General features: G+C 68.9%; 24 protein-coding genes. 18 read left to right on the top strand and 6 right to left on the bottom strand.

Annotated features, from left to right (window positions below; all coding sequences use genetic code 11):
• The first annotated feature begins 1 nt into the window (after position 1).
• Positions 2–1,147, top strand: a complete 1,146-nt coding sequence (locus ABD260_RS27095) for a CaiB/BaiF CoA transferase family protein (protein WP_344237740.1) — start codon at positions 2–4, stop codon at positions 1,145–1,147.
• A 56-nt stretch (positions 1,148–1,203) separates the two neighbouring features.
• On the opposite strand, the gene ABD260_RS27090 is transcribed toward ABD260_RS27095, so the two are convergent.
• From ABD260_RS27090 to ABD260_RS27080, 3 genes are read right to left on the bottom strand one after another with little or no spacing between them, the layout of a single operon-like run.
• On the bottom strand, positions 1,204–2,265 hold the full coding sequence (locus tag ABD260_RS27090; protein ID WP_344237738.1) for a LacI family DNA-binding transcriptional regulator: 1,062 nt from the start codon (positions 2,263–2,265) through the stop codon (positions 1,204–1,206).
• 29 nt (positions 2,266–2,294) lie between these two features.
• Positions 2,295–2,612: a hypothetical protein gene (locus ABD260_RS27085; RefSeq protein WP_344237736.1), complete on the bottom strand. Its 318-nt coding sequence runs from the start codon at positions 2,610–2,612 to the stop codon at positions 2,295–2,297.
• Positions 2,613–2,616: 4 nt separating this feature from the next.
• Entirely contained in the window at positions 2,617–3,561 is a 945-nt protein-coding gene (locus ABD260_RS27080) for a DUF6772 family protein (RefSeq protein WP_344237734.1), read from the bottom strand.
• A gap of 178 nt (positions 3,562–3,739) precedes the next feature.
• Between ABD260_RS27080 and ABD260_RS27075 the strand changes: the two genes are divergently transcribed.
• The 11 genes from ABD260_RS27075 (at position 3,740) to ABD260_RS27025 (ending at position 14,901) form a co-directional block, all read left to right on the top strand.
• Positions 3,740–4,420, top strand: coding sequence for a helix-turn-helix domain-containing protein (locus tag ABD260_RS27075; RefSeq protein ID WP_344237732.1), 681 nt, complete (start codon positions 3,740–3,742; stop codon positions 4,418–4,420).
• Positions 4,420–5,346, top strand: coding sequence for a nickel ABC transporter permease (gene nikB / locus ABD260_RS27070; protein WP_344237730.1), 927 nt, complete (start codon positions 4,420–4,422; stop codon positions 5,344–5,346). The genes ABD260_RS27075 and nikB overlap by 1 nt, the downstream gene beginning before the upstream one ends.
• Position 5,347: 1 nt before the next feature.
• A complete protein-coding gene (locus ABD260_RS27065) occupies positions 5,348–6,229 on the top strand; it encodes an ABC transporter permease (RefSeq protein ID WP_344237728.1) in 882 nt (293 codons plus the stop codon).
• Positions 6,229–7,257 carry an ABC transporter ATP-binding protein gene (locus ABD260_RS27060; protein WP_344237726.1) on the top strand — a complete coding sequence of 343 codons (1,029 nt, stop codon included), beginning with the start codon at positions 6,229–6,231 and terminating at the stop codon, positions 7,255–7,257. Before ABD260_RS27065 ends, ABD260_RS27060 begins: the two co-directional genes overlap by 1 nt.
• Positions 7,247–8,248: an ABC transporter ATP-binding protein gene (locus ABD260_RS27055; protein ID WP_344237724.1), complete on the top strand. Its 1,002-nt coding sequence runs from the start codon at positions 7,247–7,249 to the stop codon at positions 8,246–8,248. The genes ABD260_RS27060 and ABD260_RS27055 overlap by 11 nt, the downstream gene beginning before the upstream one ends.
• Entirely contained in the window at positions 8,245–8,835 is a 591-nt protein-coding gene (locus ABD260_RS27050; RefSeq protein WP_344237722.1) for a histidine phosphatase family protein, read from the top strand. The genes ABD260_RS27055 and ABD260_RS27050 overlap by 4 nt, the downstream gene beginning before the upstream one ends.
• Positions 8,832–9,602 carry an exonuclease/endonuclease/phosphatase family protein gene (locus ABD260_RS27045; RefSeq protein WP_344237720.1) on the top strand — a complete coding sequence of 257 codons (771 nt, stop codon included), beginning with the start codon at positions 8,832–8,834 and terminating at the stop codon, positions 9,600–9,602. Before ABD260_RS27050 ends, ABD260_RS27045 begins: the two co-directional genes overlap by 4 nt.
• A 10-nt stretch (positions 9,603–9,612) precedes the next feature.
• The gene (locus ABD260_RS27040; RefSeq protein ID WP_344237718.1) at positions 9,613–11,115 is read left to right on the top strand and encodes an ABC transporter substrate-binding protein; all 1,503 of its coding nucleotides are present in this window, start codon (positions 9,613–9,615) and stop codon (positions 11,113–11,115) included.
• A gap of 158 nt (positions 11,116–11,273) precedes the next feature.
• A complete protein-coding gene (locus ABD260_RS27035; protein WP_344237716.1) occupies positions 11,274–12,830 on the top strand; it encodes a sugar ABC transporter ATP-binding protein in 1,557 nt (518 codons plus the stop codon).
• Positions 12,827–13,858, top strand: coding sequence for an ABC transporter permease (locus tag ABD260_RS27030; protein ID WP_344237715.1), 1,032 nt, complete (start codon positions 12,827–12,829; stop codon positions 13,856–13,858). The genes ABD260_RS27035 and ABD260_RS27030 overlap by 4 nt, the downstream gene beginning before the upstream one ends.
• 38 nt (positions 13,859–13,896) lie before the next feature.
• On the top strand, positions 13,897–14,901 hold the full coding sequence (locus ABD260_RS27025; protein WP_344237714.1) for a substrate-binding domain-containing protein: 1,005 nt from the start codon (positions 13,897–13,899) through the stop codon (positions 14,899–14,901).
• 88 nt (positions 14,902–14,989) lie between these two features.
• On the opposite strand, the gene ABD260_RS27020 is transcribed toward ABD260_RS27025, so the two are convergent.
• A complete protein-coding gene (locus tag ABD260_RS27020; protein ID WP_344237712.1) occupies positions 14,990–15,985 on the bottom strand; it encodes a LacI family DNA-binding transcriptional regulator in 996 nt (331 codons plus the stop codon).
• Between the two features lie 120 nt (positions 15,986–16,105).
• Here ABD260_RS27020 and ABD260_RS27015 point away from each other — a divergent pair, with 120 nt between their 5' ends.
• The 3 genes from ABD260_RS27015 to ABD260_RS27005 are packed head-to-tail and all read left to right on the top strand — an operon-like array spanning position 16,106 to position 18,516.
• On the top strand, positions 16,106–17,536 hold the full coding sequence (locus ABD260_RS27015; RefSeq protein WP_344237710.1) for an NAD-dependent malic enzyme: 1,431 nt from the start codon (positions 16,106–16,108) through the stop codon (positions 17,534–17,536).
• Complete coding sequence (locus ABD260_RS27010) at positions 17,533–17,928, top strand: VanZ family protein (protein WP_344237708.1); 396 nt, start codon at positions 17,533–17,535, stop codon at positions 17,926–17,928. The genes ABD260_RS27015 and ABD260_RS27010 overlap by 4 nt, the downstream gene beginning before the upstream one ends.
• A gap of 30 nt (positions 17,929–17,958) precedes the next feature.
• Positions 17,959–18,516 (top strand): YqgE/AlgH family protein, encoded by a 558-nt coding sequence (locus tag ABD260_RS27005; RefSeq protein WP_344237706.1) that lies wholly within the window; start codon positions 17,959–17,961, stop codon positions 18,514–18,516.
• Between the two features lie 42 nt (positions 18,517–18,558).
• On the opposite strand, the gene ABD260_RS27000 is transcribed toward ABD260_RS27005, so the two are convergent.
• On the bottom strand, positions 18,559–18,825 hold the full coding sequence (locus ABD260_RS27000) for a DUF3039 domain-containing protein (RefSeq protein ID WP_344237704.1): 267 nt from the start codon (positions 18,823–18,825) through the stop codon (positions 18,559–18,561).
• A 121-nt stretch (positions 18,826–18,946) separates the two neighbouring features.
• Here ABD260_RS27000 and ABD260_RS26995 point away from each other — a divergent pair, with 121 nt between their 5' ends.
• Together ABD260_RS26995 and ABD260_RS26990 are read left to right on the top strand one after the other, a co-directional pair.
• Positions 18,947–19,519: a Uma2 family endonuclease gene (locus tag ABD260_RS26995; protein WP_344237702.1), complete on the top strand. Its 573-nt coding sequence runs from the start codon at positions 18,947–18,949 to the stop codon at positions 19,517–19,519.
• A gap of 58 nt (positions 19,520–19,577) precedes the next feature.
• The gene (locus ABD260_RS26990) at positions 19,578–21,368 is read left to right on the top strand and encodes a DEAD/DEAH box helicase (protein WP_344237700.1); all 1,791 of its coding nucleotides are present in this window, start codon (positions 19,578–19,580) and stop codon (positions 21,366–21,368) included.
• A gap of 183 nt (positions 21,369–21,551) precedes the next feature.
• Here the strand turns inward: ABD260_RS26990 and ABD260_RS26985 are convergent, their stop codons facing one another.
• Positions 21,552–22,394 carry a helix-turn-helix transcriptional regulator gene (locus tag ABD260_RS26985; RefSeq protein WP_344237698.1) on the bottom strand — a complete coding sequence of 281 codons (843 nt, stop codon included), beginning with the start codon at positions 22,392–22,394 and terminating at the stop codon, positions 21,552–21,554.
• Positions 22,395–22,495: 101 nt separating this feature from the next.
• On the opposite strand from ABD260_RS26985, the gene ABD260_RS26980 reads away from it, so the two are divergent.
• Positions 22,496–23,224 carry an SDR family oxidoreductase gene (locus tag ABD260_RS26980; protein ID WP_344237696.1) on the top strand — a complete coding sequence of 243 codons (729 nt, stop codon included), beginning with the start codon at positions 22,496–22,498 and terminating at the stop codon, positions 23,222–23,224.
• The last annotated feature ends 109 nt before the right edge of the window (positions 23,225–23,333 follow it).

The raw sequence follows: 23,333 nt of genomic DNA, 5'->3' as shown, positions 1-23,333 counted from the left end.
CGTGCAGAATCTTCTCTCCGACATCGTGGTCGTGGACCTGACCCGTGCCTTGGCCGGTCCGCACGCGGCGATGATGCTCGGGGACCTCGGCGCCCGGGTGATCAAGGTCGAGACACCGAACGGCGGCGACGACAGCCGCGGCTGGGGACCACCGTTCGTCGAGGGCGAGTCCACGTACTACCTGTCCGCGAACCGCAACAAGGAGTCCGTCACCGCCGACCTCAAGTCGGCGGACGGCAAGGAGTTCCTGACCAAACTGGTCCGCAAGGCCGATCTCCTGATCGAGAACTTCCGCCCCGGCGTACTCGACCGGCTCGGCTTCTCGGTACAGCGTCTGCACGAGCTCAACCCGGGCCTGGTGATCCTCTCGATCACCGGCTTCGGCCACGACGGCCCCGAAGGCGGCCGCGCCGGGTACGACCAGATCGCGCAGGGCGAGGGCGGTCTGATGAGCATCACCGGCGAGACCGAGCCGACGAAGGTCGGTGCCCCGATCGCGGACCTACTGGCCGGCATGTACGGGGCGTACGGTGCCCTCGCCGCCTTGCACGAGCGATCGGTCACGGGCAAGGGCCGCGTCGTCCGTACCAGCCTGCTCGCGTCGGTTGTCGGCGTGCACGCGTTCCATGGCACGAAATGGACGGTCGCGCACGAGCTGCCGCAGCGGGTCGGCAATCATCACGCGCAGATCGCGCCGTACGGGCTGTACCGTACGCAGGACGACATCGTCCAGGTGGCGGTCGGCAGCGAAGGACTGTGGCGCCTGTTCGCCCCGATCGTCGGACTCGACCCGGACGACGAACGGTTCGCGGTCAACTCCCAGCGGGTCGCGCATCGGGACGAGCTGACCGCGGCGATCGAAAGCGCGTTCGCTGCGTACCCGGCCGATGTGTGGCTGGAACGCCTTGCGGAGCAGGGGATTCCGGCCGGCAAGGTCCGCGACTTTCAGCAGGTGTACGAGTGGGAGCAGACGCTCTCCCAAGGCCTGCTGATCGATGTCGATCACCCGACCCTCGGCACGATCCAGCTCCCCGGCCCACCGCTCCGCTTCGACGACAACCCGCACGCCGGCGCCCGCGAGACCAACCTCGCACCGCCGCGCTTGGGCGAGCACAACGACTCGGTGCGCGCCTGGCTGGAGGAATAGGCGGATCTCCATCACAATTGCCGGCCACCCGCGCCCGCAAAGCGGGGGCGCCGGTCTCAGCGCTCGATGGTGATGGCCTGGCGATCCGGTGCCGACGCGCGAACCACCAGCTCGGGGCGGATCAGCGTCTTCCGCGGGCGCTCGACGCCGGTCTTCAGGCGCTGCATGAGGAGATCGACGGCGGTGGTGCCGACCTCGGCCGCGGGGAGGCGGACCGTGGTGAGGGGCGTTTGCAGGTACGCCGCGTACGGGTGGTCGCCGTAACCGGTGATCGCGACGTCATCGGGTACGGCCACACCGCGCTCGGTGAGGACCCGGAGCAGCCCGAGCGCGAAGTAGTCGTTGCCGGTCACGATCGCGTCCGGATGTTCGTCGGTGAAGAGCGTCTGCGCGAACCGGTACGCCTCCTCCGGCTGCCAGGGCAGTGCCAGCGAGTCGTACCGTCGCGTCGGGACCGTACGGATCAAGTCGTCCGAAACCTCCAGCCCGGCGTCGGTCATCGCGCGCCGGAAGCCGCTGATCCGGTCGGCCGTGGTGGTGATCGGCAGATCCTCTTCGAGCAGGAGCAGCCGGCGCGCGCCGCCCGCGACCAGGTGGCTGGTCGCCTCGTACGAGCCGCGCTCGTAGTCGACCCCGACCATGTCGCAGTCGAGCTCCGGTACGTCACGGTTGACGAACACGAGCGGGATGCCGGTGTCGCGGACGCGGCGCCAGTGGTCCCACTCGGCCTGCACCGGGACGACCACCGCGCCGTCGACCGCGGAGCGCAGCAACGCCTCGGTGGCGCGCTGCTCGTTCTCCGCGCTCTCGTCGGTGACGAGCAGCAGCAACGAGTACCCCTGGGCGCGGACCCGGAGCTCGATGCTGCTGATCAGCTGTGCGTAGAACGGGTTGGACGGGTTGGTGATGACCAGGCCGAGCGTCATCGCGGAGCCGAGTACCAGCGACCGGGCGAGCGTGTTCGGGACGTACCCGATCCGCGCCGCCTCGGCCTGGACCGCGGCCCGGGTCCGCGCGCTGACGCTGTCCTTGTCGCCGAGCGCGCGCGACACGGTGTTCACCGACAGCCCGAGCGCCGACGCGATGTCCCGCAGCGTCGCGCGCCGTGCCTCCGTCATGACCCCCGCCTTCCCTCGTCGATGCCTTCCTAGGCCTTCACAGCCAGGTGGATCCGGACCTGGACCGAGCCCTCGACCTTAGCGCGCAACCGCAGCCAATGGCCGAACCCGGTGGCCGGCCAGCTCACCAGTTTGCCGGGTACGGCGACGTGCTCCAGGTCGTCCAGATCGCACCAGGTGATGCCGTCGGGGGAGACCTGGGTGACGTACGTGGCCGTGCCGGTGCCGCCGACGTGCTGCACGAACCAGCGTGCCTCACTTGCCCAGGCAACCTCGTACGGCTCGGTGGCGAAGCCGGTGTCGAACGTGGTGTCGCGTTCCAGGACCGCCGTCAGGGACTGTCGCATGGGCCTACCAATCAACCGAGATGAGGACGGAGTCGAGGAAGAGGAAGTTGCGCACCGAGCTGTGGGTGCGGACCGAGAAGTAGAAGTTCAGCAGGTTCTCGAGCGTCTCGTAGCGTTCCTCGTACGGCGGGACCGGTACGTCGCGCATGTCCATCACCCGGTCGTTGACCTGCAACTCGACGTTCTTGCGCTTGTCGGTGTCGATCAGCCAGCGCAGGTAGTGCCAGTTCACCTTGGTCGGAACCTCGTTGTAGCAAAGCTCCTGCGGCGCACCGAACGCCTGCCAGTCCTCCGGGTTCGGCGCGGTGAAGTCGGCCGCGTACGGCAGCTTGACCTTGCCTTCGAAGTGCTCCCGCGGCGTCGGCTCGGGGACGGTCGGCGCGATCCACTGCCGGGTGAAGTGGTTGTCCAGATCGGTGTTCTGGTACCGCGCGACCGTGTGGTACCGCAGCCCGCCGTCGCCGCAGAGATCGGTCGCGACCGTGAACGCGCCGAACTGTGCCTCGGACGGATGCGTGTTGCCGTCCCACTGCACGTCACCGAACTGGTCGAGTTCCTCGCCGCCGCCGAGCGTCGCCTCGGACTTGAAGGCGAAGTACGTCTCTAGCTGGACGAGTCCGCGGCCGCTCATCGTCAGCCGGCGGATCGCGACCGCGGTGTGGCCCTTGTACGGGCGGGTGGCGAGCTTGAGCGCGTACGTGCCGCTGAGCGCGCCATGGGTGCCGATGTCGAAGAAGTTGCAGGCCGACAGTTGCGGCGGCCGGAAATCGCGCATGTGGTCGTCGACCGTGCTCAGGTCGCCGCGACCGTTGTAGTTGCCGAGCAGCTCGGTCCAGCCGTGCGTGCCGCTGTCGAACTCGTCGAACGCCAGGATGCGCGGCAGCGGCGAGAACTTGGACAGCCGCGGATCGGCGGCGAGCAGAGCGGCGCGCACGTCGGATGTCGTCACGCAGTGCCTCCCAGGAAGTGGATGTGCGGTTAAGTTAACGTTCACGGGAATTGACCGTCAACGGGCCGTTCCGTCCTGAGCAACGCTGGTCTATTGACACGTAAATCCCACACTTCTACGGTGCATTAACGCTACCGTTAACGTTCACGGTGGCGTCCCCTTTCCCCTGGGAGGCACCATGCAGTCGCTGAGCCGTGCGCTCACCGTCCTGGCTGAGCTGAACCGCGAGGACCGCGCGTACGGCGTGACCGAGCTGGCCGTCACGGTGGGTCTGCACAAGAGCACCGTGCACCGGATTCTGGCCACCTTCTGCGCCCACGGGCTGGCCGATCGCGTCGACGACCACCGCTACACCGCCCGCGACGGCCTGTCCGCCCTGCGCCGGCCGACCGATCGCCGGCCCGGCCCCGAACAAGCCCTCACCGCCCTCGGCAACCGCCTCGGCCGCCTGGTCGTCCTCGCCAAACCCCTGCCGAAGAGCACCGGCACTGTCCTCCAGGTCGCCGCGGTCGCGGGCGGCGCCGGATCATGCGTGGATGCGCGCGTCGCCGGTGGCTCGGTGGTCCAGCCGGGGCATGCGGTTTCACTGCATCGCAGTGCGCTCGGGCGCGCCTACCTTTCCGCTCTTCCGGTCGAGCAGGTGACGGGTACGCCTGATCTGCTCGACACCCTGCAGCGAATCCGCCTCTCCGGCTTCGCTCACAACGCGCGCCCGGTCGCCTCCCTGCCGCGGATGGTCGCGGTACCAGTGCGTGCACGTGACGGCAGTTGCGCGGGCGCACTCGGCGCGGAGCTGATCCAGCCGGGTTCGATCGACGAGCTCCGGCGCGTGGTCTCCGTACTGCGGAGCGGCGTCTGATGGGGGCGTACGTTGTCCGGCGGCTGTTCTTCTCGCTGTTCGTGCTCTGGGGCGCCGTCACGATCATCTTCCTCGTACTCCGGCTGGTGCCCGGTGACCCGGCGTACATCATGCTCGGACCGGACGCGGACCAGGCGCAGGTCGCCGCACTTCGCGCGCAACTCGGTCTCGATCATTCACTCATCCAGCAGTACGCGACGTACCTGGCGAACGTCGCGCACCTCGACTTCGGGCAGTCGTTCCGGCTGAACGCGGACTCGATGAGCCTTGTCCTGCAACGGGTTCCGGCCACGATCCAGTTGGCGTCGACCGCGCTGCTGCTGTCGCTGCTGATTGGTATACCACTTGGCGTGGTCGCGGCGCTGCGGGCGCACTCGTGGGTCGACCGGACGATCTCGGTGTTCTCGCTGATGGGCCAGTCGACGCCGTCGTTCTGGCTGGGCATCGTGCTGATCCTGGTGTTCGCGCGCGGTCTGAAAGTCTTGCCCAGCGCGGGCTCCGGCACTTGGTCACACTTGGTGCTGCCAACGATCACGCTCGCGTTGCCGTTCCTCGCGATCCTGGTCCGGCTGACCCGGAGCGGTCTGCTCGAAGTGGTGCACGAGGGGTACGTGCAAACCGCGCGGGCGAAGGGTCTCGGCGAGGGGATCGTGATCCTCGTGCACGCATTGCGGAACGCGCTGATCCCGATCGTCACCGTCGTCGGCCTGCAGTTCGGCGCGCTGCTCGGCGGCACCGTGATCGTGGAGACGGTGTTCGCCTGGCCCGGGGTCGGACGGTTGCTGATCGACTCGATCGGGCGCCGCGACTACGGCGTGGTCCAGGCGTCGATCTTGCTGGTGGCAACGATCTTCGTCGGCATCAACCTGCTCGTTGACCTTGTGTACGGCTTCCTGGACCCGCGGGTCCGTCTGGCGGGTGACTGACGTGACTGTCGAACTTTCGGTACCGGCACCGGCCGCCGCGCGACGGCGTACCCGGGCCGGGTCAGCGCGCATCCGGTTCGGATTCGCCGTGATCGGGGTGTACGTGGTGGCCGCGGCGATCGGGCCGTGGCTGATCCGCTACAACCCGGTCGACACGCGGACCGCCGACCGGCTGAAACCGCCGTTCAGCCGGCTGTCGGACGGATCGTTCGCGATCTTCGGCACCGACCAGGTCGGTCAGGACCTGCTCGCCCAGATGTTGCAGGGGGCAAGGATTTCGATCGCGGTCGGGCTGGCGACACTGCTGCTGGCCGGAACCATTGGTGTCACCATCGGACTCGCCGCCGGGTACTTCGGTGGCTGGCTGGACGGCGTGCTGATGCGGCTGGCCGACATCCAGCTGGCGTTTCCCTCGATCCTGCTGGCGATCTTCATTGCCGCGCTGCTCGGTCCGTCGGTGGTGAACGTGGTGATCGTGCTCGCGGTCGCGAACTGGGTGACCTTCGCCCGGGTCGCGCGTGGGCAGGCGCTGGCGACCCGGCGGCGCGAGTTCGTCGACGCGTCACGGACCCTCGGCGCCGGCACCTGGCGGCTGATCACCCGGTGCGTACTCCCCGCTTGTATCGCGCCGGTGCTGGTGGTCGCGACGGTCGAGATCGGGCACGTGATCCTCGCCGAAGCGTCGCTGAGCTTTCTCGGCCTCGGCACCCCGGCGAGTACGCCGAGCTGGGGCGTGACGATCGCGAACGGCCGCAACTACCTCGCCGACGCGTGGTGGATCTCGACCATCCCGGGGATCGCGCTGGCGTTCCTGGTGATCTCGCTCGGCGTGCTCGGTGACGCGCTCCGGGACCGGTACGACCCGCGGTTGAGGAGCCTGTGATGGCCCAGAACGTTGTGGAGCCCGATGTGACGACCGGTGTGCGGCCATTGCTGAGCGTGCGGGAGTTGCGGGTCGAGTTCGCGACCTCTGGCGGCGTGGTGACGGCGGTCGACGGGGCGTCGTTCGACGTCGCGGCCGGCGAAACGGTCGCGCTGCTCGGTGAGTCCGGGAGCGGGAAGAGCGTGACCGCGCAGGCGTTGCTGGGCATCGTCCCGAAGCCGGCCGGCCGCGTCACGGGCGGCAGCGTTTCGTACGACGGGCGCGATCTGCTCGCGGCCGGTACGGCGAAAAGTCTGCGCGGGCGGGAGATCGCGATGGTCTTCCAGGACCCGTTGAGCTCGCTGAACCCGGTGTTCCGGGTCGGTACGCAGATCGGGGAGATGTTCCGCCGGCATCGGGGCGCGTCCCGGAAACAGGCGCGCGCGGAGGCGCTGGAGCTGATGAAACGGGTCGGTATCCCGGCGGCGTCGAAGCGGCTGGACGACTACCCGCATCAGTTCTCCGGCGGGATGCGGCAGCGGGTGATGATCGCGATGGCGCTCGCGCTGTCGCCGAAACTGCTGATCGCGGACGAGCCGACGACCGCGCTGGATGTCACGGTCCAGGCGCAGATCATGGACCTGCTCACTCGGCTGCAGGCCGAAGAGGGCATGTCGCTGGTGCTGATCACGCACGACCTCGGCGTGGTCGCGGACGTCGCGGACCGGGTCGTTCTCATGTATGCCGGGCGCGTCGTCGAGACCGGTCCGTTGCGTGAGGTCTACGAGCACAGCGCCCACCCGTACACGTCCGGCTTGATGGCATCGGTCCCCGTCCTGGACGGCCCCCGCGACCGCCTCACCCCCATCCAGGGCGCCCCACCCGACCTGCTGGCCCTCCCCGCCGGCTGCTCCTTCAACCCCCGCTGCCAGTACGCCGACTCCCTCTGCACCACCACCCAACCCAACCTCACCCAACTCCCCACCCGCCCCTCAACTCACCAAGCCGCCTGCCACCACCCGAAAGGAGCCCCCACCCATGCCCGCTGAACCTCTTCTTTCGGTACAGGAGTTGCGGACGGACTTTCCGTTGCGGTCGGCGGTTTTGCGGCGGCGGGTGGGGGAGATCCAGGCCGTCGCGGGAGTGTCATTCGAGATTCCGGCGGGTGGGACGCTGGGGCTGGTGGGGGAGTCGGGGTCGGGGAAGTCGACCGTGGCGCGGACGATCATCGGGCTGGAGAAGGCGCGGTCCGGCAGCATCGTCTTCGACGGTGAGGAACTGACCTCGTTGCCCAAGGCATCCATGCGCCGGGTCCGCCGCCAGTTGCAGATGATCTTCCAGGACCCGTACGCGTCCCTCAACCCGCGCGCGACGGTCGAGCAGATCATCGCCGAGGGGTGGCAGATCCACCCCGACGTCGTACCCCGGAACCGGCACCGCACCGAGGTCCGCGAACTGCTCGAACGCGTCGGCCTGAACCCGGACCACGCGCAACGCTATCCACACCAGTTCTCCGGTGGTCAGCGCCAGCGGATCGGGATCGCCCGCGCGCTCGCCCTCCGCCCCAAGCTGGTGATTTGCGACGAAGCCGTCTCCGCGCTGGACGTGTCGGTACAGGCGCAGGTCCTCAACCTGCTGGAGGACCTCCGCCGGGATCTCGGTCTCGCGTACCTGTTCATCGCGCACGACCTGTCCGTAGTACGCCATATCTCCGAGCGGGTCGCGGTGATGTACCTCGGCCGCGTGGTCGAAACCGCTCCGGTCGACGAGCTGTTCGCGCGACCGCTGCACCCGTACACCCAGGCGCTGCTGTCCGCGGTGCCGGACCCGAAGCCGTGGGACAAACCGGCGCGCGAACAGATCATCATCGGCGGCGATGTGCCGTCTCCGGCGGATCCGCCGTCGGGTTGCCGGTTCCGGACCAGGTGCTGGAAGGCGGAGGACCGCTGCGCCGACGAGGTACCGGAGCTGACCACCCGCCTCGAACTGCATCCAGCCGCATGCCACTTCGCCACCGAACTCGCGGGAGCCGCCCGATGACCGAACTCGTCCTTCTCCGTCATGGCGAGTCGCTGTGGAACGCCGAGCATCGCTACCAAGGTCAGCAAGGTACGGGCCTGAGTGCGCGCGGGCGTCAGCAGGCAAAGGACGCGGCTGAGTACTTGCGGTCCTACCCGATCGATGCGGTGGTCGCGAGTGATCTGCAACGGGTGACGGAGACATTGCAGCCGTACTTGGACAGCCGGGATCACGTCGACGTACGCGTCGACCGGCGCTGGCGCGAGATCGACGTCGGGTCGTGGGGTGGGCGGACGTTCACGGATGTGTACGCCGAAGAGCCCGACGTTGTTGAGGCCTTCGCCCGGGGTGAAGACGTCGCGCGCGGAGGCGGAGAAACTTTCAGGCAACTGCGCGCACGGGTGTGGAAAGCGGCCCAGGACATCACAGAATTCCAATGTGTGTTGGTGGTTACTCACGGGGGACCGATCCGGGTTGCGGCGGCTTCTGCTCTGAGCCTGCCTGCTGGTGGGGAGATGGCGCTTGACCCGCCGGGCAACTGCTCGTTGACCGTGCTTCGGCTCGGCGGACTGACCTCGTACAACGTGCCGACGGGGACCGACCGATGACCTTCGTAGCGATGACCTACAACCTCTGGTCGGAGTTCTACCTCGACGAGCGCCGGGCCGCGCTGGAGAGTCTGTTCACGATCCGCCCGCCGGACCTGCTCGCCGTCCAAGAGTTGCGCCCGGTCACCCGCGACCTGCTCGACGAAGTACTCCCGGAGCACGACCGCATCGACGGTGAAGCCGGCTGGGCGACGCAGAGCAACCTCTGGTGGCGCCGCGACCTCTTCACCAAGCTCGACCACGGTGCCGAGGACGTCGGCATCCTCTCGCCGGACGCCCGCCTGTTCTGGGTACGCCTGCGCACGCCCGACGGCGCCGAACTGCTCTTCAGCACCGCCCATCTCACCTGGCCCGGGCACGCCGAGGAGCGCGCCGATCACGTCAACCGCCGGATTGCCCAGGCTCGCGCGATCGGCGCGACGCTCGAACGGCTGGCCGGTGACGGCGCCTGCCTGTTCACCGTCGACATCAACGACATCGGCCCACCGCAGTGGGAGCTCGGCAACGCCGGGTTCCTGGACAGTTTCACCGCCCTCGGCCGGCACTCACCGGTGACCCACCCGGTCGTGCCGACGGTAGCCACCGGTCCGATCGGAACCCGGTTGTCACCGCTCGCCTCACCACCGAAGGCGATCGACTGGATCTTCGCCCGCGGCCCGCTCGCCGCCCGCTCCAGCGAAGTCGTGGACTTCTTCCACGACGGCCGCGCCCCCTCCGACCACTATCCCGTCGTCGCCACCTACACATTCACGCGGCACCACCCCTGAGGAGAACCTTGTGTTGAGGAAGCGATTCGTGGCGGCGCTCGGCGTCGTCGCACTGGCCACAGTGGCCGCGTGTTCACCGGCCAGTGAGCCGAGCAGCGGCGGCGGTGATCAGGTGCTGAAGTACGCGCCGGCGATGTTCCCGGTCTCGCTGGACACCCACAAGTACGCGGGTGAGGAGGCAGTCCAGACCGCGATCCAGCAAATCATGGAGCCGCTGGTCCGGGTCGACGGCGGCAAGATCGTCCCAGTACTGGCCACGTCCTGGGAGAACCCCGACCCGAACACCTGGGTGTTCAAGCTCCGCCAAGGAGTGAAGTTCTCCGACGGCACACCGTTCACGGCGAAGGACGTGGTCGCTTCGTACCAGCGGCATCAGAAACTCGACGGGCCGCTCGTGCCGCTGTACTCGACTGTGACGTCGTTCGCCGCGACCGACGACCAGACCGTGACCGTCAAGACCAGCAAGCCACTGGGTACGTTGCTGAGTTCGCTGACGCTCTTGTTCATCGGACCGGCCGGCAAGATCAACACCGACGGGTTCTTCAGCAAGCCGATCGGGACTGGGCCGTTCACGGTGTCGGCGTTCCAGCCGGACGAGAAGCTGGAGCTGGCCGCGAACCCGACGTACTGGGACGGTGCTCCGAAGCTCAGCAAACTGGAGTTCGTGAACATCCCGGAGGTGTCCGGGCGGATCACCGCGCTGCAGAACGGTGAGGTCGACCTGCTCACGCAGATCCCGCCGGACCAGGTCGGCTCGGTCAAGGGCAGCGACGCGATCAAGTACTCGACGACACCGAGCTGGACGTACTACTTCGACTGGTTCAACTCCAACCGCAAACCGTTCAACGACAAGCGCGTACGGCAGGCGATGTGGCACGCGCTGAACCTCGAAGGCACGGTGAAGGACCTGTTCGGCGAGCTCGCGACGGTGGCGCAGGCGCCGGTCGCACAGGGCGTGATCGGGGCGCCGAAGCTGCAGCCGTACAGCTATGACCCGGCGAAGGCGAAGCAGCTGCTGGCCGCGGCCGGGTACCCGAACGGGTTCACCACGTCGATGCAGTGGCCGCTCGAAGGCGGGCCGAACATCCGCGCGCTGGCGCAGGCGATGATCTCGGACTGGGCGAAGATCGGGGTCACGGTGAAGCCGCTGGAGAAGGAACGCGCCCAGTGGCTGGAGGACTTCGGCAAGCTCAACTGGGACATGAACCTGCAGACCAACGTGACCGGTACGGGCGACGCCGACTACACGCTGGCCCGCTTGTACGTGTGCGCCGCCAAGCGCAACGGCTACTGCAACCCGTCCCTCGACAAGCTGCTCCTCGACGCGCGCTCGTCGGTGGACCAGGCCGCGCGACCGAAGCTGTACCAGGAGGCCGGCCAGCTGCTCTGGGACGACGCGGTCGGCATCTTCCCGGCCGACCTCGCCTCGAACGCGGCGGTCCGGAGCCGCGTCCAGGGCTTCGTGATGCCACCGAGCGGCCGCCCGCTCTTCGCGAAGGTGACCGTCGGCTGATTCGACCCTGGTCGAAAAGGTGACGGGCGGGCCGTCCCAGCGGTAAGGCTGGGTCACGGTTCCGCCCGTTCGCCGGGTAAGGGGTTGACGGGTCGGAGGGACGCGGTCTAGCGTCCGGGAAATCGATTACTCAGATTTCCGACCGGCGCGGAGGTGTCATGGCCGAACACGCTGACCTGATCCGGATGACGCGGATCGGGAAGCGGTACGGCGGCGTGCAGGCCTGCCAGGACGTGGACTTCGTCCTCGGCGCCGGCGAGGTGCACGCGCTGCTCGGTGAGAACGGCGCCGGCAAGTCGACGCTGATGAAGATCCTCTCCGGCGACGTCACCGACTACGACGGCACGATCGCGATCAACGGGGCGCCGGCGCGCTTCAGCGGCCCGACCGACGCGCAGTCCGCGGGAATCGCGATGATCCACCAGGAGCTGGACCTCGTACCCGGTCTGTCCGTGGCCGACAACATCTTCCTCGGGCGCGAGTTGCGTACGCCGCTGCGGACCGTCGACCGCCGCCGGATGGAACGCTCCGCCCGCGAACTGCTCGACCGCAGCGGCGTCAGTCTCGACCCGCGCCGCCCGGTCGGCGAGCTCCGGGTCGGCGAGCAGCAACTGGTCACGATCGCGAAGGCGATCGCGCTGGACGCGCGGGTCCTGATCATGGACGAACCCACCTCCGCGCTCACCACCGCCGAGGTCGAGCGGCTCTTCGACGTGATCCGCGAGCTCCGGCAGAGCGGTGTCGGCATCGTCTACATCTCGCACCGGATGGAAGAGATCGCGCAGATCGCCGACCGGGCCACGGTGCTCCGGAACGGGCAGATCGTGACCAGTTTCGATCCGCGCAAGCTGAGCACGGCCGAGGTCGTCGAGGCGATGGTCGGCCGGCCGGTGCAGACCATGTTCACCACCCCGGACGCGCAGACCGGCGACGAACTGCTCCGGGTCGAGAACCTGGTCGTCCGCCCACGCCGCCCGCGACCCGGCCGCCGCGACCCGGACGGCATCTCGCTGACCGTCCGCGCCGGCGAGATCGTCGGCCTGGCCGGCCTGCTCGGCGCCGGCCGTACCGAACTGCTCGAGACGTTGTACGGGGTCGCGCCAGGCGGTCCGCGACTCGGCCGGATCCTGCTTCAGGGCAAGCCGATCCAGGTGCACCGGCCGCGGCAGGCTCTTGCCCACGGCATCGGCTTCGTACCCGAGGACCGGCGTGCTTCCGGGCTCGTACTGTTCCACTCGATCCTGGCGAACACCGTCGTCTCCAGCCTGCCCGCGTACGGGCGGCTCGGCGTGATCGCGAAGCGGATGGAGCGGACCGCGACCGTGTCGATGGCGGACCGGCTGCGGCTGAAGTTCGGGCGGCTGCAGGACGAGGTCGGCACGTTGTCCGGCGGCAACCAGCAGAAGGTCGTGTTCGCGCGGATGCTGCTCACCGAGCCGAAGCTGCTGCTGCTCGACGAGCCGACCCGGGGCGTCGACATCGGCGCGAAGGCGGAGATCTACCGGCTGCTGGGCGAGCTCGCCGCGCAGGGCATGGGCGTACTGCTCGCGTCCTCCGAACTGCCTGAGCTGGTCGGGGTGTGCGATCGCGTCGTGGTGCTGCGCGACGGGCGGGACGTGGCGTCGTTCAGTACCGCAGACTCCGGTGAGGGCGACCTGCTGGCGGCGGCGATGGGGCAAGGGACGGTTCACGACGAGGTCGGAGGAGTGCGGTGACCGACGTACAGGACAAGGCTGTGGCGGCAACACCGGTCGGGCAGTCGTCCGCCGGAGTGGCCGCGACGCTGTTCCGGTTCCAGAGCGTGTTCGGGCTGATCGCGGTGTTCATCGCGGCGATCATCTTCTCGCCGCGGAAGAACGGCGACATCCTCTTCATCAGCGCCGACAACCTGGCGAACGTGGTCCGGGCGGTGTCCGAGATCGGCATCATCGCGGTCGGGATGACGTTCGTGATCCTGATCGGCGGCATCGACCTCTCGGTCGGCGCGGTCCTCGGGCTCGCCGCGGTCGGTTCCGCCGTACTGATGGTGGAGAACGACTGGGGCTTCCTGCCGTCCGTCGTGCTCGTGCTCGCGATCGGCCTGGTCTTCGGCGCGCTGCAGGGCATCGCGACCGCGATGATCGGGATCCAGTCCTTCATCGTGACGTTGGCCGGATTGCAGATAGCCAGAGGTCTCGCTCGGATCTGGTCCGGCGGCCAGGGCGTCGCGATCGCGTACGGCGACGGGCCGAACGAGGCGCCGACGTCGTTCGCCCTGCTCGGTGAACGGACGTTCGGCGGCCTGGTACCGATCCCGGTGATCATCTTCGCGGTGGTCGCGATCGCCGCGGTGGTGTTCCTCCGGATCAGCGCGTTCTCCCGGCATCTGTACGCGGTCGGTGGCAACGAGAAGGCGGCCCGGCTGTCCGGCGTACCGGTGGTGCGGGTGAAGATCGCGGTCTTCGCGATCTGCGGACTGCTCGCGTCGCTGGCCGGCATCGTGCACGCCGTCCAGCTCAACCAGGGCAGCCCGAACGACGGGATCGGGTACGAGCTGGACGCGATCGCCGCGGTGGTGATCGGCGGCACCAGCCTGGCCGGGGGCCGCGGTTCGGTGGCCGGAACGGTGGCGGGCGCGCTGCTGCTCGGCGTCCTGAACAACATCCTCGCCCTGAACAACATCGACTCCAACATCCAGCTCCTGATCAAGGGCCTGGTGATCGTTGCCGCCGCCGCGCTGCAGCGACTCCGTCCCACCTCGTAGGCAACTTCGTAAGGCCCACCCCGTAAGGAAGGTTCGTCATGCGTTCTGTGAAAATCCCCGTTGCCGCGGCTGCCGTGGCCGCGCTGGTACTGGCCGGGTGCGGCACCACCAGCGACAAGACCTCGGGCGCCGCGCCCGGCGCGTCCAAGTCCTGCAAGGGCGCCGACGGCAAGTACACGATCGGGATGAGCCAGGCGAACGTCGCCGAGCCGTACCGGCAGCGGATGGACGACGACATCAAGACCGCGGCCAAGGACGTACCTCAGTTCGACGTGAAATTCGCCGACGCGGCGCAGGACAACGCCAAGCAGGTCGCGGACGTGGAGAACTACATCACCCAGCAGATCGACCTGCTGATCATCAGCCCGAACGAGGCGAAACCGCTGACCGCGGTGGTGAAGAAGGCGTACGACAAGGGGATTCCGGTGATCGTGCTGGACCGGAAGGTCGAGGGCGACGCGTACACCGGGTTCATCGGCGGCGACAATGTGCAGATCGGGCGTGAGGCGGGCAAGTACATCGCCGAGAAGCTGCTGCCGCAGGGTGGCAACGTGGTGGAGCTGAAGGGCCTGGCCGGGGCGACGCCACAGGCCGAGCGGCACGAGGGGTTCGTCGAGGGGATCAAGGGCAACCCGAAGGTCAAGGTGATCGCCAGCGCGAGCGGTGACTGGCTGCGGGAGAAGGGCCAGGCGCAGATGGACGCGCTGCTGAAGGCGAACCCGAAGATCGACGTGGTGTTCTCGCACAACGACCCGATGGCCGAGGGCGCGTACCTGGCGGCGAAGGCGGTCGGCCGGGAGAAGCAGATGAAGTTCACCGGGATCGACGCGCTGCCGATTCCGTCCGGCGGCATCAAGGCGGTCGAGCAGGGCCGGCTGGCGGCGACCTTCACGTACCCGACCAACGGCAAGGAGGCGGTCGCGGCCGCGAAGAAGATCCTGGTCGACTGCGGCACGATCGAGAAGACCCAGACCCTGCCGACCCGCATCATCGACGCCTCGAACGCGGCCAAGATCTACGCCGAGGAAAACCCGAACGGCTGACCCCGCCTGCAACCCCGGCCCAAACCGGTTTGGGGCGGTCGACCTACCCACGTTGGGCTACAAACCGCCCCAAACCGGTTTGGGCCGGTCAAGGGCGGTGGGAGCTGGCGCGGGCGATCAGGCGGGCGCCGAGGGTGGTGGTCGTGGCCGGGCGGGTGTTGTCGGCGATTCTTGCCAGCAGCAGCCGCGCGGCCACGCTGCCGAGCTCGTACGCCGGTTGGGCGACCACTGACAGCGGCGGATCGACCAGCTCGGCCCACGGCGCGTCGTCGAAGGTGACCAGCCCGAGGTCGCGCCCGGCTCGTACGCCTCGCTCCCGCAGAGCTTGCAGAACGCCGACGGCCATCGCGCTGTTCGCGATCAGTAGCGCGTCCGGTGGTTCGGGCTGGGTCAGCAGCTCGAGCGCCGCGCGATGCGCTCCGGCCGCCTTGTACTCACTCCGGCGCACCAGCTTGGGCGTACTCCGGCGGCGCGCGGCTTTGAGCGCATCGCGATACCCGGCCAGCCGATCGTCGGCGGTACGGACGCCCGCCGGCCCGGTCACGCAACCGATCCGTTCGTAGCCCTGGGCAATCAAATGCGCGGTCGCTTCCCGGGCCGCGAGCCGGGTGTCGACCAGGACGACATCGCTGTCGTGACCGGACAGCGGACGGTCCACCGCGACGTACGCCGTCCCGCGCGCGGCCAGTTTCGCGACCGCCGTGGCCGGGCCGCTCGGGGACAGGATCACGCCCGCGACCCGTTCCTGGATGGCGATGTCGATGTACCGGCTCTCCTTCTCCGCGCTCTCGTCGGAGTTGCACAGCACCACCGAGTACCCGACCTCGTGCGCGACGTCCTCGACCCCGCGCGCGATCGCGGTGAAGAACGGGTTCTCCACGTCGGAGATGATCAGCGCGACGACCGCGGCTTCCTGACGGCGCAAGTTCCGCGCCGGGCCGTTCGGCTGGTACCCGAGCTCGGTCGCGGCCGCCCGGACCCGCTCGGCCAGCTCCGGGTCGACCGTCGGTTTCCCGTTCAGCGCGCGCGACACCGTGGCCGTCGACACCCCGGCCCGAGCCGCCACATCGCTGACAGTCGCCACGCCCCGATCACCTCCGCTGCCTGAACAGTAGCGGTCGGGTAATGGATTACCCACTACCCTGTGATGCACTTTACTTACGTAACCCTTGAGCATTACCAGTGGCGTGAGAGGATCACCCGCGTGACTGCCTTGCCGAGTGTTTCGTACTCCATCACCGTTCGCCTCGAGGTGCCCGCGGGCGGCTCGACGGTGAGCAAGCTGACGACCGCGGTCGAGCAGGCCGGCGGCCTGGTCACCGCGCTCGACGTGACCGCGTCCGGCCACGAGCGGCTGCGGATCGACGTCACCTGTGCCGCGGCCGACACCGAGCACGCCGGCCGCCTGGTCGAGGCGATGCGGGCGGTGCCGGGGGTCGAGATCGGCCGGGTCTCGGACCGGACCTTCCTGATGCACCTCGGCGGCAAGATCTCGATGGAGGCCAAGCACCCGATCCGCAACCGGGACGACCTCTCGATGATCTACACGCCGGGCGTCGCGCGGGTCTGCCTGGCGATCGCGAACAACCCCGACGACGCCCGCCGGCTGACGATCAAGCGGAACAGTGTCGCCGTGGTCACCGACGGTTCGGCCGTGCTCGGCCTCGGCAACATCGGCCCGAAGGCCGCGCTGCCGGTGATGGAGGGCAAGGCCGCGCTGTTCAAGCGGTTCGCCGGCATCGACGCCTGGCCGCTCTGCCTGGACACCCAGGACCCGGACGAGATCGTCTCGATCGTGAAGGCGATCGCGCCGGGCTTCGCCGGCATCAACCTGGAGGACATCTCCGCGCCGCGCTGCTTCGAGATCGAGGCCCGGTTGCGCGAGGAGCTGGACATCCCGGTCTTCCACGACGACCAGCACGGTACGGCGGTGGTCGTCCTGGCCGCGCTGTACAACGCGCTCCGCGTCGTCGGCAAGGACATCTCGAACGTCAAGGTGGTGCTGTCCGGCGCCGGCGCGGCCGGGACAGCGATCCTCAAGCTGCTGCTCGCGGCCGGGGTGAAGGACACCTGCGTCGCCGACATCGACGGCGTCATCCACACCGAGCGGGACGGCCTGTCGCCGGAGTTGCGCTGGATCGCGGAGAACACCAACGCGGCCAAGTACAGCGGCAACCTGAAGGGCGCGGTGGCCGGGGCCGACGTGTTCATCGGGGTGTCCGCGCCGAACATCCTGACCGGCGCCGACATCGCCACCATGAACGACGACGCGATCGTGTTCGCGCTGGCGAACCCGACCCCCGAGGTGGACCCGACCGAGGCCGGCGAGCACGCCGCCGTGGTCGCCACCGGCCGCAGCGACTACCCGAACCAGATCAACAACGTGCTGGTCTTCCCGGGTGTCTTCCGCGGTCTGCTGGACGCGCAGTCCTCGAAGGTGTCGGTCGAGATGGAGCTGGCCGCCGCGAAGGCGCTGGCCGGCGTGGTCACGGACGAGGAGCTGAACGCGACGTACATCGTGCCCAGCGTCTTCCACCCGGAGGTGCACACGATGGTCGCGCACGCGGTCCGGGACGCGGCCGGCGGCAAGGCGCCGGCGGCAGAGCTCTTCCCGGACGACGCTCCAGCTCTGTGACCGAGTTGGTTCGGACGGCGGCCGAGCGCCGCTCCGGGGTCGTGCTTTGGGTCTGGCGGATCCTCTTCGCCGGGGCGGTGGCGGTCCAGTTGTACGCCGTGTACGCGCCGCGCGAGGCCGGTCCGGATGTGGGCATCCCGCAGCTGGACAAGGTCGTGCACTGCCTGTTGTTCGGTGCGGTGGCGTTCACCGGGCTGATGGCTCGGCTGCCTGCGCGCTGGTTGCTTGGTGCACTGGTGGCGAATGCGGTGGTCAGTGAGTTGGTGCAGCACTGGTGGTTGCCGCAGCGGGACGGCGACCCGTTCGACTCACTCGCTGATCTGGTCGGCGTCGCGCTCGGTGGGTGGCTTGGTTCATGGTTCGGGCGATGGGTGCAGCGGCGTACGGCGTGATGCTGCACCGGCGTACGCCATGATGGAGGTATGACGGCCTCGACTCTGACCGGTTCGCTGCTGGTGGCGACGCCGTTGCTGGACGAGCCGCCCTTCCGCCGGTCGGTGATCCTGCTGCTGGACCACGACGACGACGGTGCGCTCGGGGTGGTGGTGAACCGCGCGGCCGATCTGACCGTCGACCGCGTACTCCCGGACTGGTCGACCGCGGTGGACGAGCCCGGTGTGCTGTTCATGGGCGGCCCGGTCGGTACGGACAGCGCACTCGCCGTCGCCGAGGTGGTGGAGTCCGCGGACCCGCCCGGCTGGCGGGAGTGCTTCGGACGGATCGGGCTGATCGACCTCGACGTACCGCCGGTGCTGCTCGAGGGCGCGATCACCCGGATGCGGATCTTCGCCGGGTACGCGGGCTGGTCCAGCGGTCAGCTCGAAGGTGAGATCACCGAAGGCGCCTGGTACGTGGTCGAGTCCAAGCCCGAGGACGTGTTCAGCCACGACCCCAGCACGCTCTGGCGCCGGGTGCTGCGCCGGCAGCCGGACCAGGTGGCCTACCTGGCCACCTACCCGGACGACCCGACCCAGAACTGAGCGCGGCTGCCCGCGCGGCGGCTGTGACTGCTCGCCCGGCGGCTACTCGCCGCCCTCGTCGTCGCCTGGGTTGAGCGAGTCCCAGATCTCTTTGCACTCCGGGCAGACCGGGAAGCGCTGCGGGTCGCGGCTCGGCACCCAGACCTTGCCACAGAGCGCGACCACCGGCGTACCCATCACCATCGCCTCGGTCAGCTTGTCCTTCGGCACGTAGTGCGAGAACCGCTCGTGATCGCCGGGCTCGGCCGGCGCGGTCTGGGTCCGCTCGTCGACAACCGTCTCCGCGCCGGGGGTCAGCTGAGTACTCATACCCCCGAGTGTAGGACGTGTCACCAGCCGCACCGGAACTTTTCCACAGCTCGGGGAATCCCGGGGCAACCTGGGGCAGATCGCGGCATCTTCTCTGACGTGACCGACCTGAGGAGGCAGTATGAGTCTCGTGGAACCCATTCCGACGCCCAACCTGTGGCTGCAACGACCGGATGCGCCGCTGACCAGGGACGATCTCGACCGGATGCCCGATGACGGCCGCCGCTACGAGCTCGTCGACGGAGTTCTGCTCGTGAGCCCGGCGCCGGTGCCGCGCCATCAGATCGTGTCCGCGGCGATCTACCGGGCGCTGTTCGCGGCGTGCCCACCGGAGCTGCGGGTGCTGTACGCGCCGGTCGACGTCGTGCTCGCACCGGACACCGTGCTGGAGCCGGATCTGCTGGTCGCTCACCGGGACGCCTTCAGCGAGCGGGATCTGCCCGGGCCGCCGTTGCTGGCGGTGGAGGTGTTGTCGCCGAGCACCCGGCGGTTCGATCTGATGGTGAAGTTCTCCCGGCTGGAGGCGGCGGGCTGCGCGGCGTACTGGGTGGTCGATCCCGACACGCCGAGCCTGATCGCCTGGGAATTGCGGGACGGCGCATACGTGCAGGTCGCGAAGGTCACCGGGGACGAAGTGGCGCGGCTGACAAGTCCGTACGAGGTGTCCGTGCGGCCGACGGATCTGATCTCGTAACCGATCTCGGGTAATCTTCCTGCCCGGCACACTGTCGACTTCGGGGGAGTAGCTGTCTGTGGAATCGCACGTTCCGGCCAGTCCAGCGGTGCTGCCGCCGGCGTACCCGGACCGCGCCGCCTGGGGTACCGCGAGCAAGCTGCGGGCCTGGCAGGCGGAGGCCTTGCAGCTCTACCTCGACAGCAACCCACGGGACTTCCTCGCCGTCGCGACACCGGGCGCCGGGAAGACCACCTTCGCGCTGACCGTCGCCGCCGAGCTGCTGCAGCGCCGGCAGATCGAGCGGATCACCGTGGTCACGCCGACCGAGCACCTCAAGGTCCAGTGGGCCGAGGCGGCGGACAAGGCCGGGATCGCGATCGATCCGGCGTTCGCGGGCCGGCGCGGCAAGACGAACAAGGACTTCCAGGGCGTCGCGGTCACGTACGCCGGGGTGGCGGTGAACCCACTGGCCTTCCGGGTCCGGACCGAGCGGTTCAAGACGCTGGTGATCCTGGACGAGGTGCACCACGGCGGTGACGCGCTGAGCTGGGGTGAAGGCGTGCGGGAGGCGTTCGAGCCCGCGGCCCGCCGGCTCTGCCTGACCGGTACACCGTTCCGCAGCGACGACAACCCGATCCCGTTCGTGACGTACGAGGAAGCGCACGACGGCGTCGCCCGGAGCAAGGCCGACTACACGTACGGGTACGGTCATGCGCTTCGTGACCATGTCGTCCGCCCGGTGATCTTCATGTCGTACTCCGGCGAGATGCGCTGGCGGACCAAGGCCGGTGACGAGGTCGCCGCGCGGCTGGGTGAGCCGCTGACCAAGGACCTGACCGCCCAGGCGCTGCGGACCGCGCTGGACCCGGCCGGCGAGTGGATGGGCGCGGTGCTCGCGGCCGCGGACAAGCGGCTGACCGAAGTACGGCGGCACATGCCGGACGCCGGCGCGCTGGTGATCTCGGGCGACCAGAACACTGCCCGCGCGTACGCGAAGACGCTCCGCGAGCTCACCGGTGAGGCGCCGACCGTGGTGCTGTCGGACGAGAAGGCGGCCAGCAAGAAGATCCAGAAGTTCTCCGAGGACGAGTCGCGCTGGATGGTCGCGGTCCGGATGGTGTCCGAAGGGGTGGACGTGCCCCGGCTGGCGGTCGGGGTGTACGCGACGCCGACCTCGACGCCACTGTTCTTCGCGCAGGCGGTCGGGCGGTTCGTGCGGGCCCGGAAGCGCGGTGAGACGGCGTCGGTATTCGTGCCGTCGGTGACCCGGCTGCTCGGGTTCGCGGCCGAGATGGAGGTCGAGCGGGACCATGTGCTCGGCCGGAAGAACAGCAACGAGGACGGCGACATCTTCGCGCTCGAGGACGACCTGCTGAAGCAGGCGAACCAGGCGGAGGGTGCCAGCGACGAGCTGGAGGGCAACTTCGAGGCGCTCGGGTCGGATGCGAGCTTCGACCGGGTGGTGTTCGACGGCGGCGACTACGGCACCGGCGGCGACAACGCGACGGACGAGGAGCTCGACTTCCTGGGTCTGCCGGGGTTGCTGGAGCCGGATCAGGTCCGCGAGTTGCTGCACAAACGTCAGCAGAAGTCGCTGGCCGCGCAGAAGAAGTCGCAGCGCTCCAGTGGTCCCGCGGAGGACCCGACACCGACCGAGCTGGCCACCCATGACCAGATCGCCCTGCTGCGCCGCGAGCTGAACGGCCTGGTCGCCGCCTGGCACCACCGCACCGGCCAGCCCCACGGCGTCATCCACAACGACCTCCGCCGCAAACTGGGCGGCCCCGCCGCCGCCCACGCCTCCTCCATCCAACTCCAAGAACGCATCGACCTGGTCCGCCACTGGGCCACCCAACGCCGCGCCTGACCCACCAACACCCACCCGCCCCCAGGACACCCCCCCCAAACCGGTTTGGGGGCGGTTGTGTCGGCCGCTGTCCTCCGGCCGCCGTGTTGTGGGTTGTTTGATGGAGCGGTGGGGATGTCGCCGGTTCTGCATGCGCTGACCAGTCGGCTGATCGCGCTTGCGGGAGTTCGCTGGAACTGTTGTTCAGGGGTGGGTGGTGAGGGATTGGGTTCCGATGACCTCCAGCAGGCGGATGGCCTGGTCGGAGGGGGAGCCGGGGGCGGTGGTGTAGAGGATGACGCGCTGGTCGCGTTCGGGGACGACCAGGACCTCGCAGATGACGTCGATCCGGCCGACCTGGGGGTGATGGATCGTCTGGCAGAGCGACAGTTGGCGGCCGACCTCGTGCCGGGCCCAGATCTCGGCGAACTCCGGGCTGCCGGCCCGCAGATCGCGCACCAGCCGCGCCAGCTCCGGATCGTCTGGGTACGTGCTGGTCGCCGCCCGCAAATCAGCAGCCGCGCTCCGGGCGAACTCCCGGGTGGCGCCCTCACCGAAGAGCTCGGCCTGCCGATCGGTCAGGAACCGCAGCCGGAGCAGGTTCCGGTCGCGCGGCGGGATCGCGGAAAAGTCCGTGATCAGCGCGGCCGCCAGCGGATTCCAGGCAAGGACGTCGTACTTGGCGTCCAGTACCAGTGCGGGCACGTCCAGCTGGGCGATCATCCGCAGCACACCGGAGCGTACGTCGGACGGCGGCCCCGGCGGCGGCCCAGGTTGCTCACCGGCCAGCCGGAACAAGTGCGCCCGCTCGTCGTCGGACAAGCGCAGCGCCCGCGCGAGCCCAGTCAGCACCGGCCGCGACGGACGCGGGCCTCGACCCTGCTCCAGCCGGGTGTAGTAGTCCGTCGACATCGTCGCCAGGCTCGCCACTTCCTCCCGGCGGAGCCCGGGCGTACGGCGGCGCAGTCCGGCCGGGAGACCGACATCGGACGGTTGCAGCGCCTCCCGGCGTACGCGGAGGAAATCGGCCAGTCCGTGTCGATCCACGGTCCCAGGATCTCAGGGCGGTGGTGACGCATCCAGGGAGTGCCAGTCCCAGGCTCGGCCCGCTCTGCCTCGGCGCCGCGGTCCGGTCGAGGGTAGAGGGCATGACCACGAACAAGATCGCGCTCGTCACGGGCGCCAACAAAGGCATCGGCAAGGAGATCGCGCGGCAGCTCGGCGCGGGCGGGTTCACCGTACTGGCCGGGGCGCGGGACGCGGAGCGCGGCGAGCTGGCGGTGAAGGAGCTGGTCGCCGAGGGGATCGACGCGGTCGCGCTTCAGCTCGACGTGAACGATCCGGCGTCGGTACGGGCGGCCGCGGCGAAGGTCGACGCTGCGTACGGGCGGCTGGATGTACTGGTGAACAACGCGGCGATCATCCCGGACGGGGACGATGCGGTGTCGCGGATCGAGGGTGCGGTACTGCGGGCCGCCTTCGAGACGAATGTGATCGGGCTGGTGGAGGTCACGCAGGCGTTCCTGCCGCTGCTCCGGACGGCGCCGGCGGCGCGGATCGTGAACCTCTCGACGTCGCTCGCGTCGTTCGCGCAGGTGGGTGATCCCGAGTCGGAGATGTCGACGATGCTGACGCTCGGGTACAACTCGTCCAAGGCGGCGGTGAACATGGTCACCGTGATGCTCGCGAACGAGCTCCGCGGCACCGGCATCCTGGTGAACGGCGCCGACCCCGGCAACTGCGCCACGGACATGGGCGGCTGGGAAGCCGCCCGCACCCCAGCCCAGGGCGCAGCTGTAGCAGTGCGGCTCGCAACCCTGTCGGCCGACGGTCCCACCGGGCAGGTGTACGCCGAGGAAGGTCGTCTCGACTGGTGACCCCGCACCACGGACTGCTCCTCACCAGCGAACTGCTCTTTCGCAAGAGCAGGGTTGGGGGTGCCGCGGCCGGGTGGGGTGGGGTGGCACCGGCCGGTTGGGGTGGCAT

Source organism: Kribbella hippodromi (assembly GCF_039531045.1).
Lineage (GTDB): Bacteria > Actinomycetota > Actinomycetes > Propionibacteriales > Kribbellaceae > Kribbella > Kribbella hippodromi.
The sequence above is the reverse complement of the archived record's forward strand: the minus strand, read 5'-3'. Positions and strand labels throughout refer to the sequence as shown.

Bases quoted from the DNA above. Each gene is read 5' to 3' on its own strand.
- ABD260_RS27090 (WP_344237738.1), bottom strand. From the start codon at position 2,265: ATGACGGAGGCACGGCGCGCGACGCTGCGGGACATCGCGTCGGCGCTC.
- ABD260_RS27085 (WP_344237736.1), bottom strand. From the start codon at position 2,612: ATGCGACAGTCCCTGACGGCGGTCCTGGAACGCGACACCACGTTCGAC.
- ABD260_RS27075 (WP_344237732.1), top strand. From the start codon at position 3,740: ATGCAGTCGCTGAGCCGTGCGCTCACCGTCCTGGCTGAGCTGAACCGC.
- nikB (WP_344237730.1), top strand. From the start codon at position 4,420: ATGGGGGCGTACGTTGTCCGGCGGCTGTTCTTCTCGCTGTTCGTGCTC.
- ABD260_RS27060 (WP_344237726.1), top strand. From the start codon at position 6,229: ATGGCCCAGAACGTTGTGGAGCCCGATGTGACGACCGGTGTGCGGCCA.
- ABD260_RS27055 (WP_344237724.1), top strand. From the start codon at position 7,247: ATGCCCGCTGAACCTCTTCTTTCGGTACAGGAGTTGCGGACGGACTTT.
- ABD260_RS27050 (WP_344237722.1), top strand. From the start codon at position 8,245: ATGACCGAACTCGTCCTTCTCCGTCATGGCGAGTCGCTGTGGAACGCC.
- ABD260_RS27045 (WP_344237720.1), top strand. From the start codon at position 8,832: ATGACCTTCGTAGCGATGACCTACAACCTCTGGTCGGAGTTCTACCTC.
- ABD260_RS27035 (WP_344237716.1), top strand. From the start codon at position 11,274: ATGGCCGAACACGCTGACCTGATCCGGATGACGCGGATCGGGAAGCGG.
- ABD260_RS27025 (WP_344237714.1), top strand. From the start codon at position 13,897: ATGCGTTCTGTGAAAATCCCCGTTGCCGCGGCTGCCGTGGCCGCGCTG.
- ABD260_RS27005 (WP_344237706.1), top strand. From the start codon at position 17,959: ATGACGGCCTCGACTCTGACCGGTTCGCTGCTGGTGGCGACGCCGTTG.
- ABD260_RS27000 (WP_344237704.1), bottom strand. From the start codon at position 18,825: ATGAGTACTCAGCTGACCCCCGGCGCGGAGACGGTTGTCGACGAGCGG.
- ABD260_RS26995 (WP_344237702.1), top strand. From the start codon at position 18,947: ATGAGTCTCGTGGAACCCATTCCGACGCCCAACCTGTGGCTGCAACGA.
- ABD260_RS26980 (WP_344237696.1), top strand. From the start codon at position 22,496: ATGACCACGAACAAGATCGCGCTCGTCACGGGCGCCAACAAAGGCATC.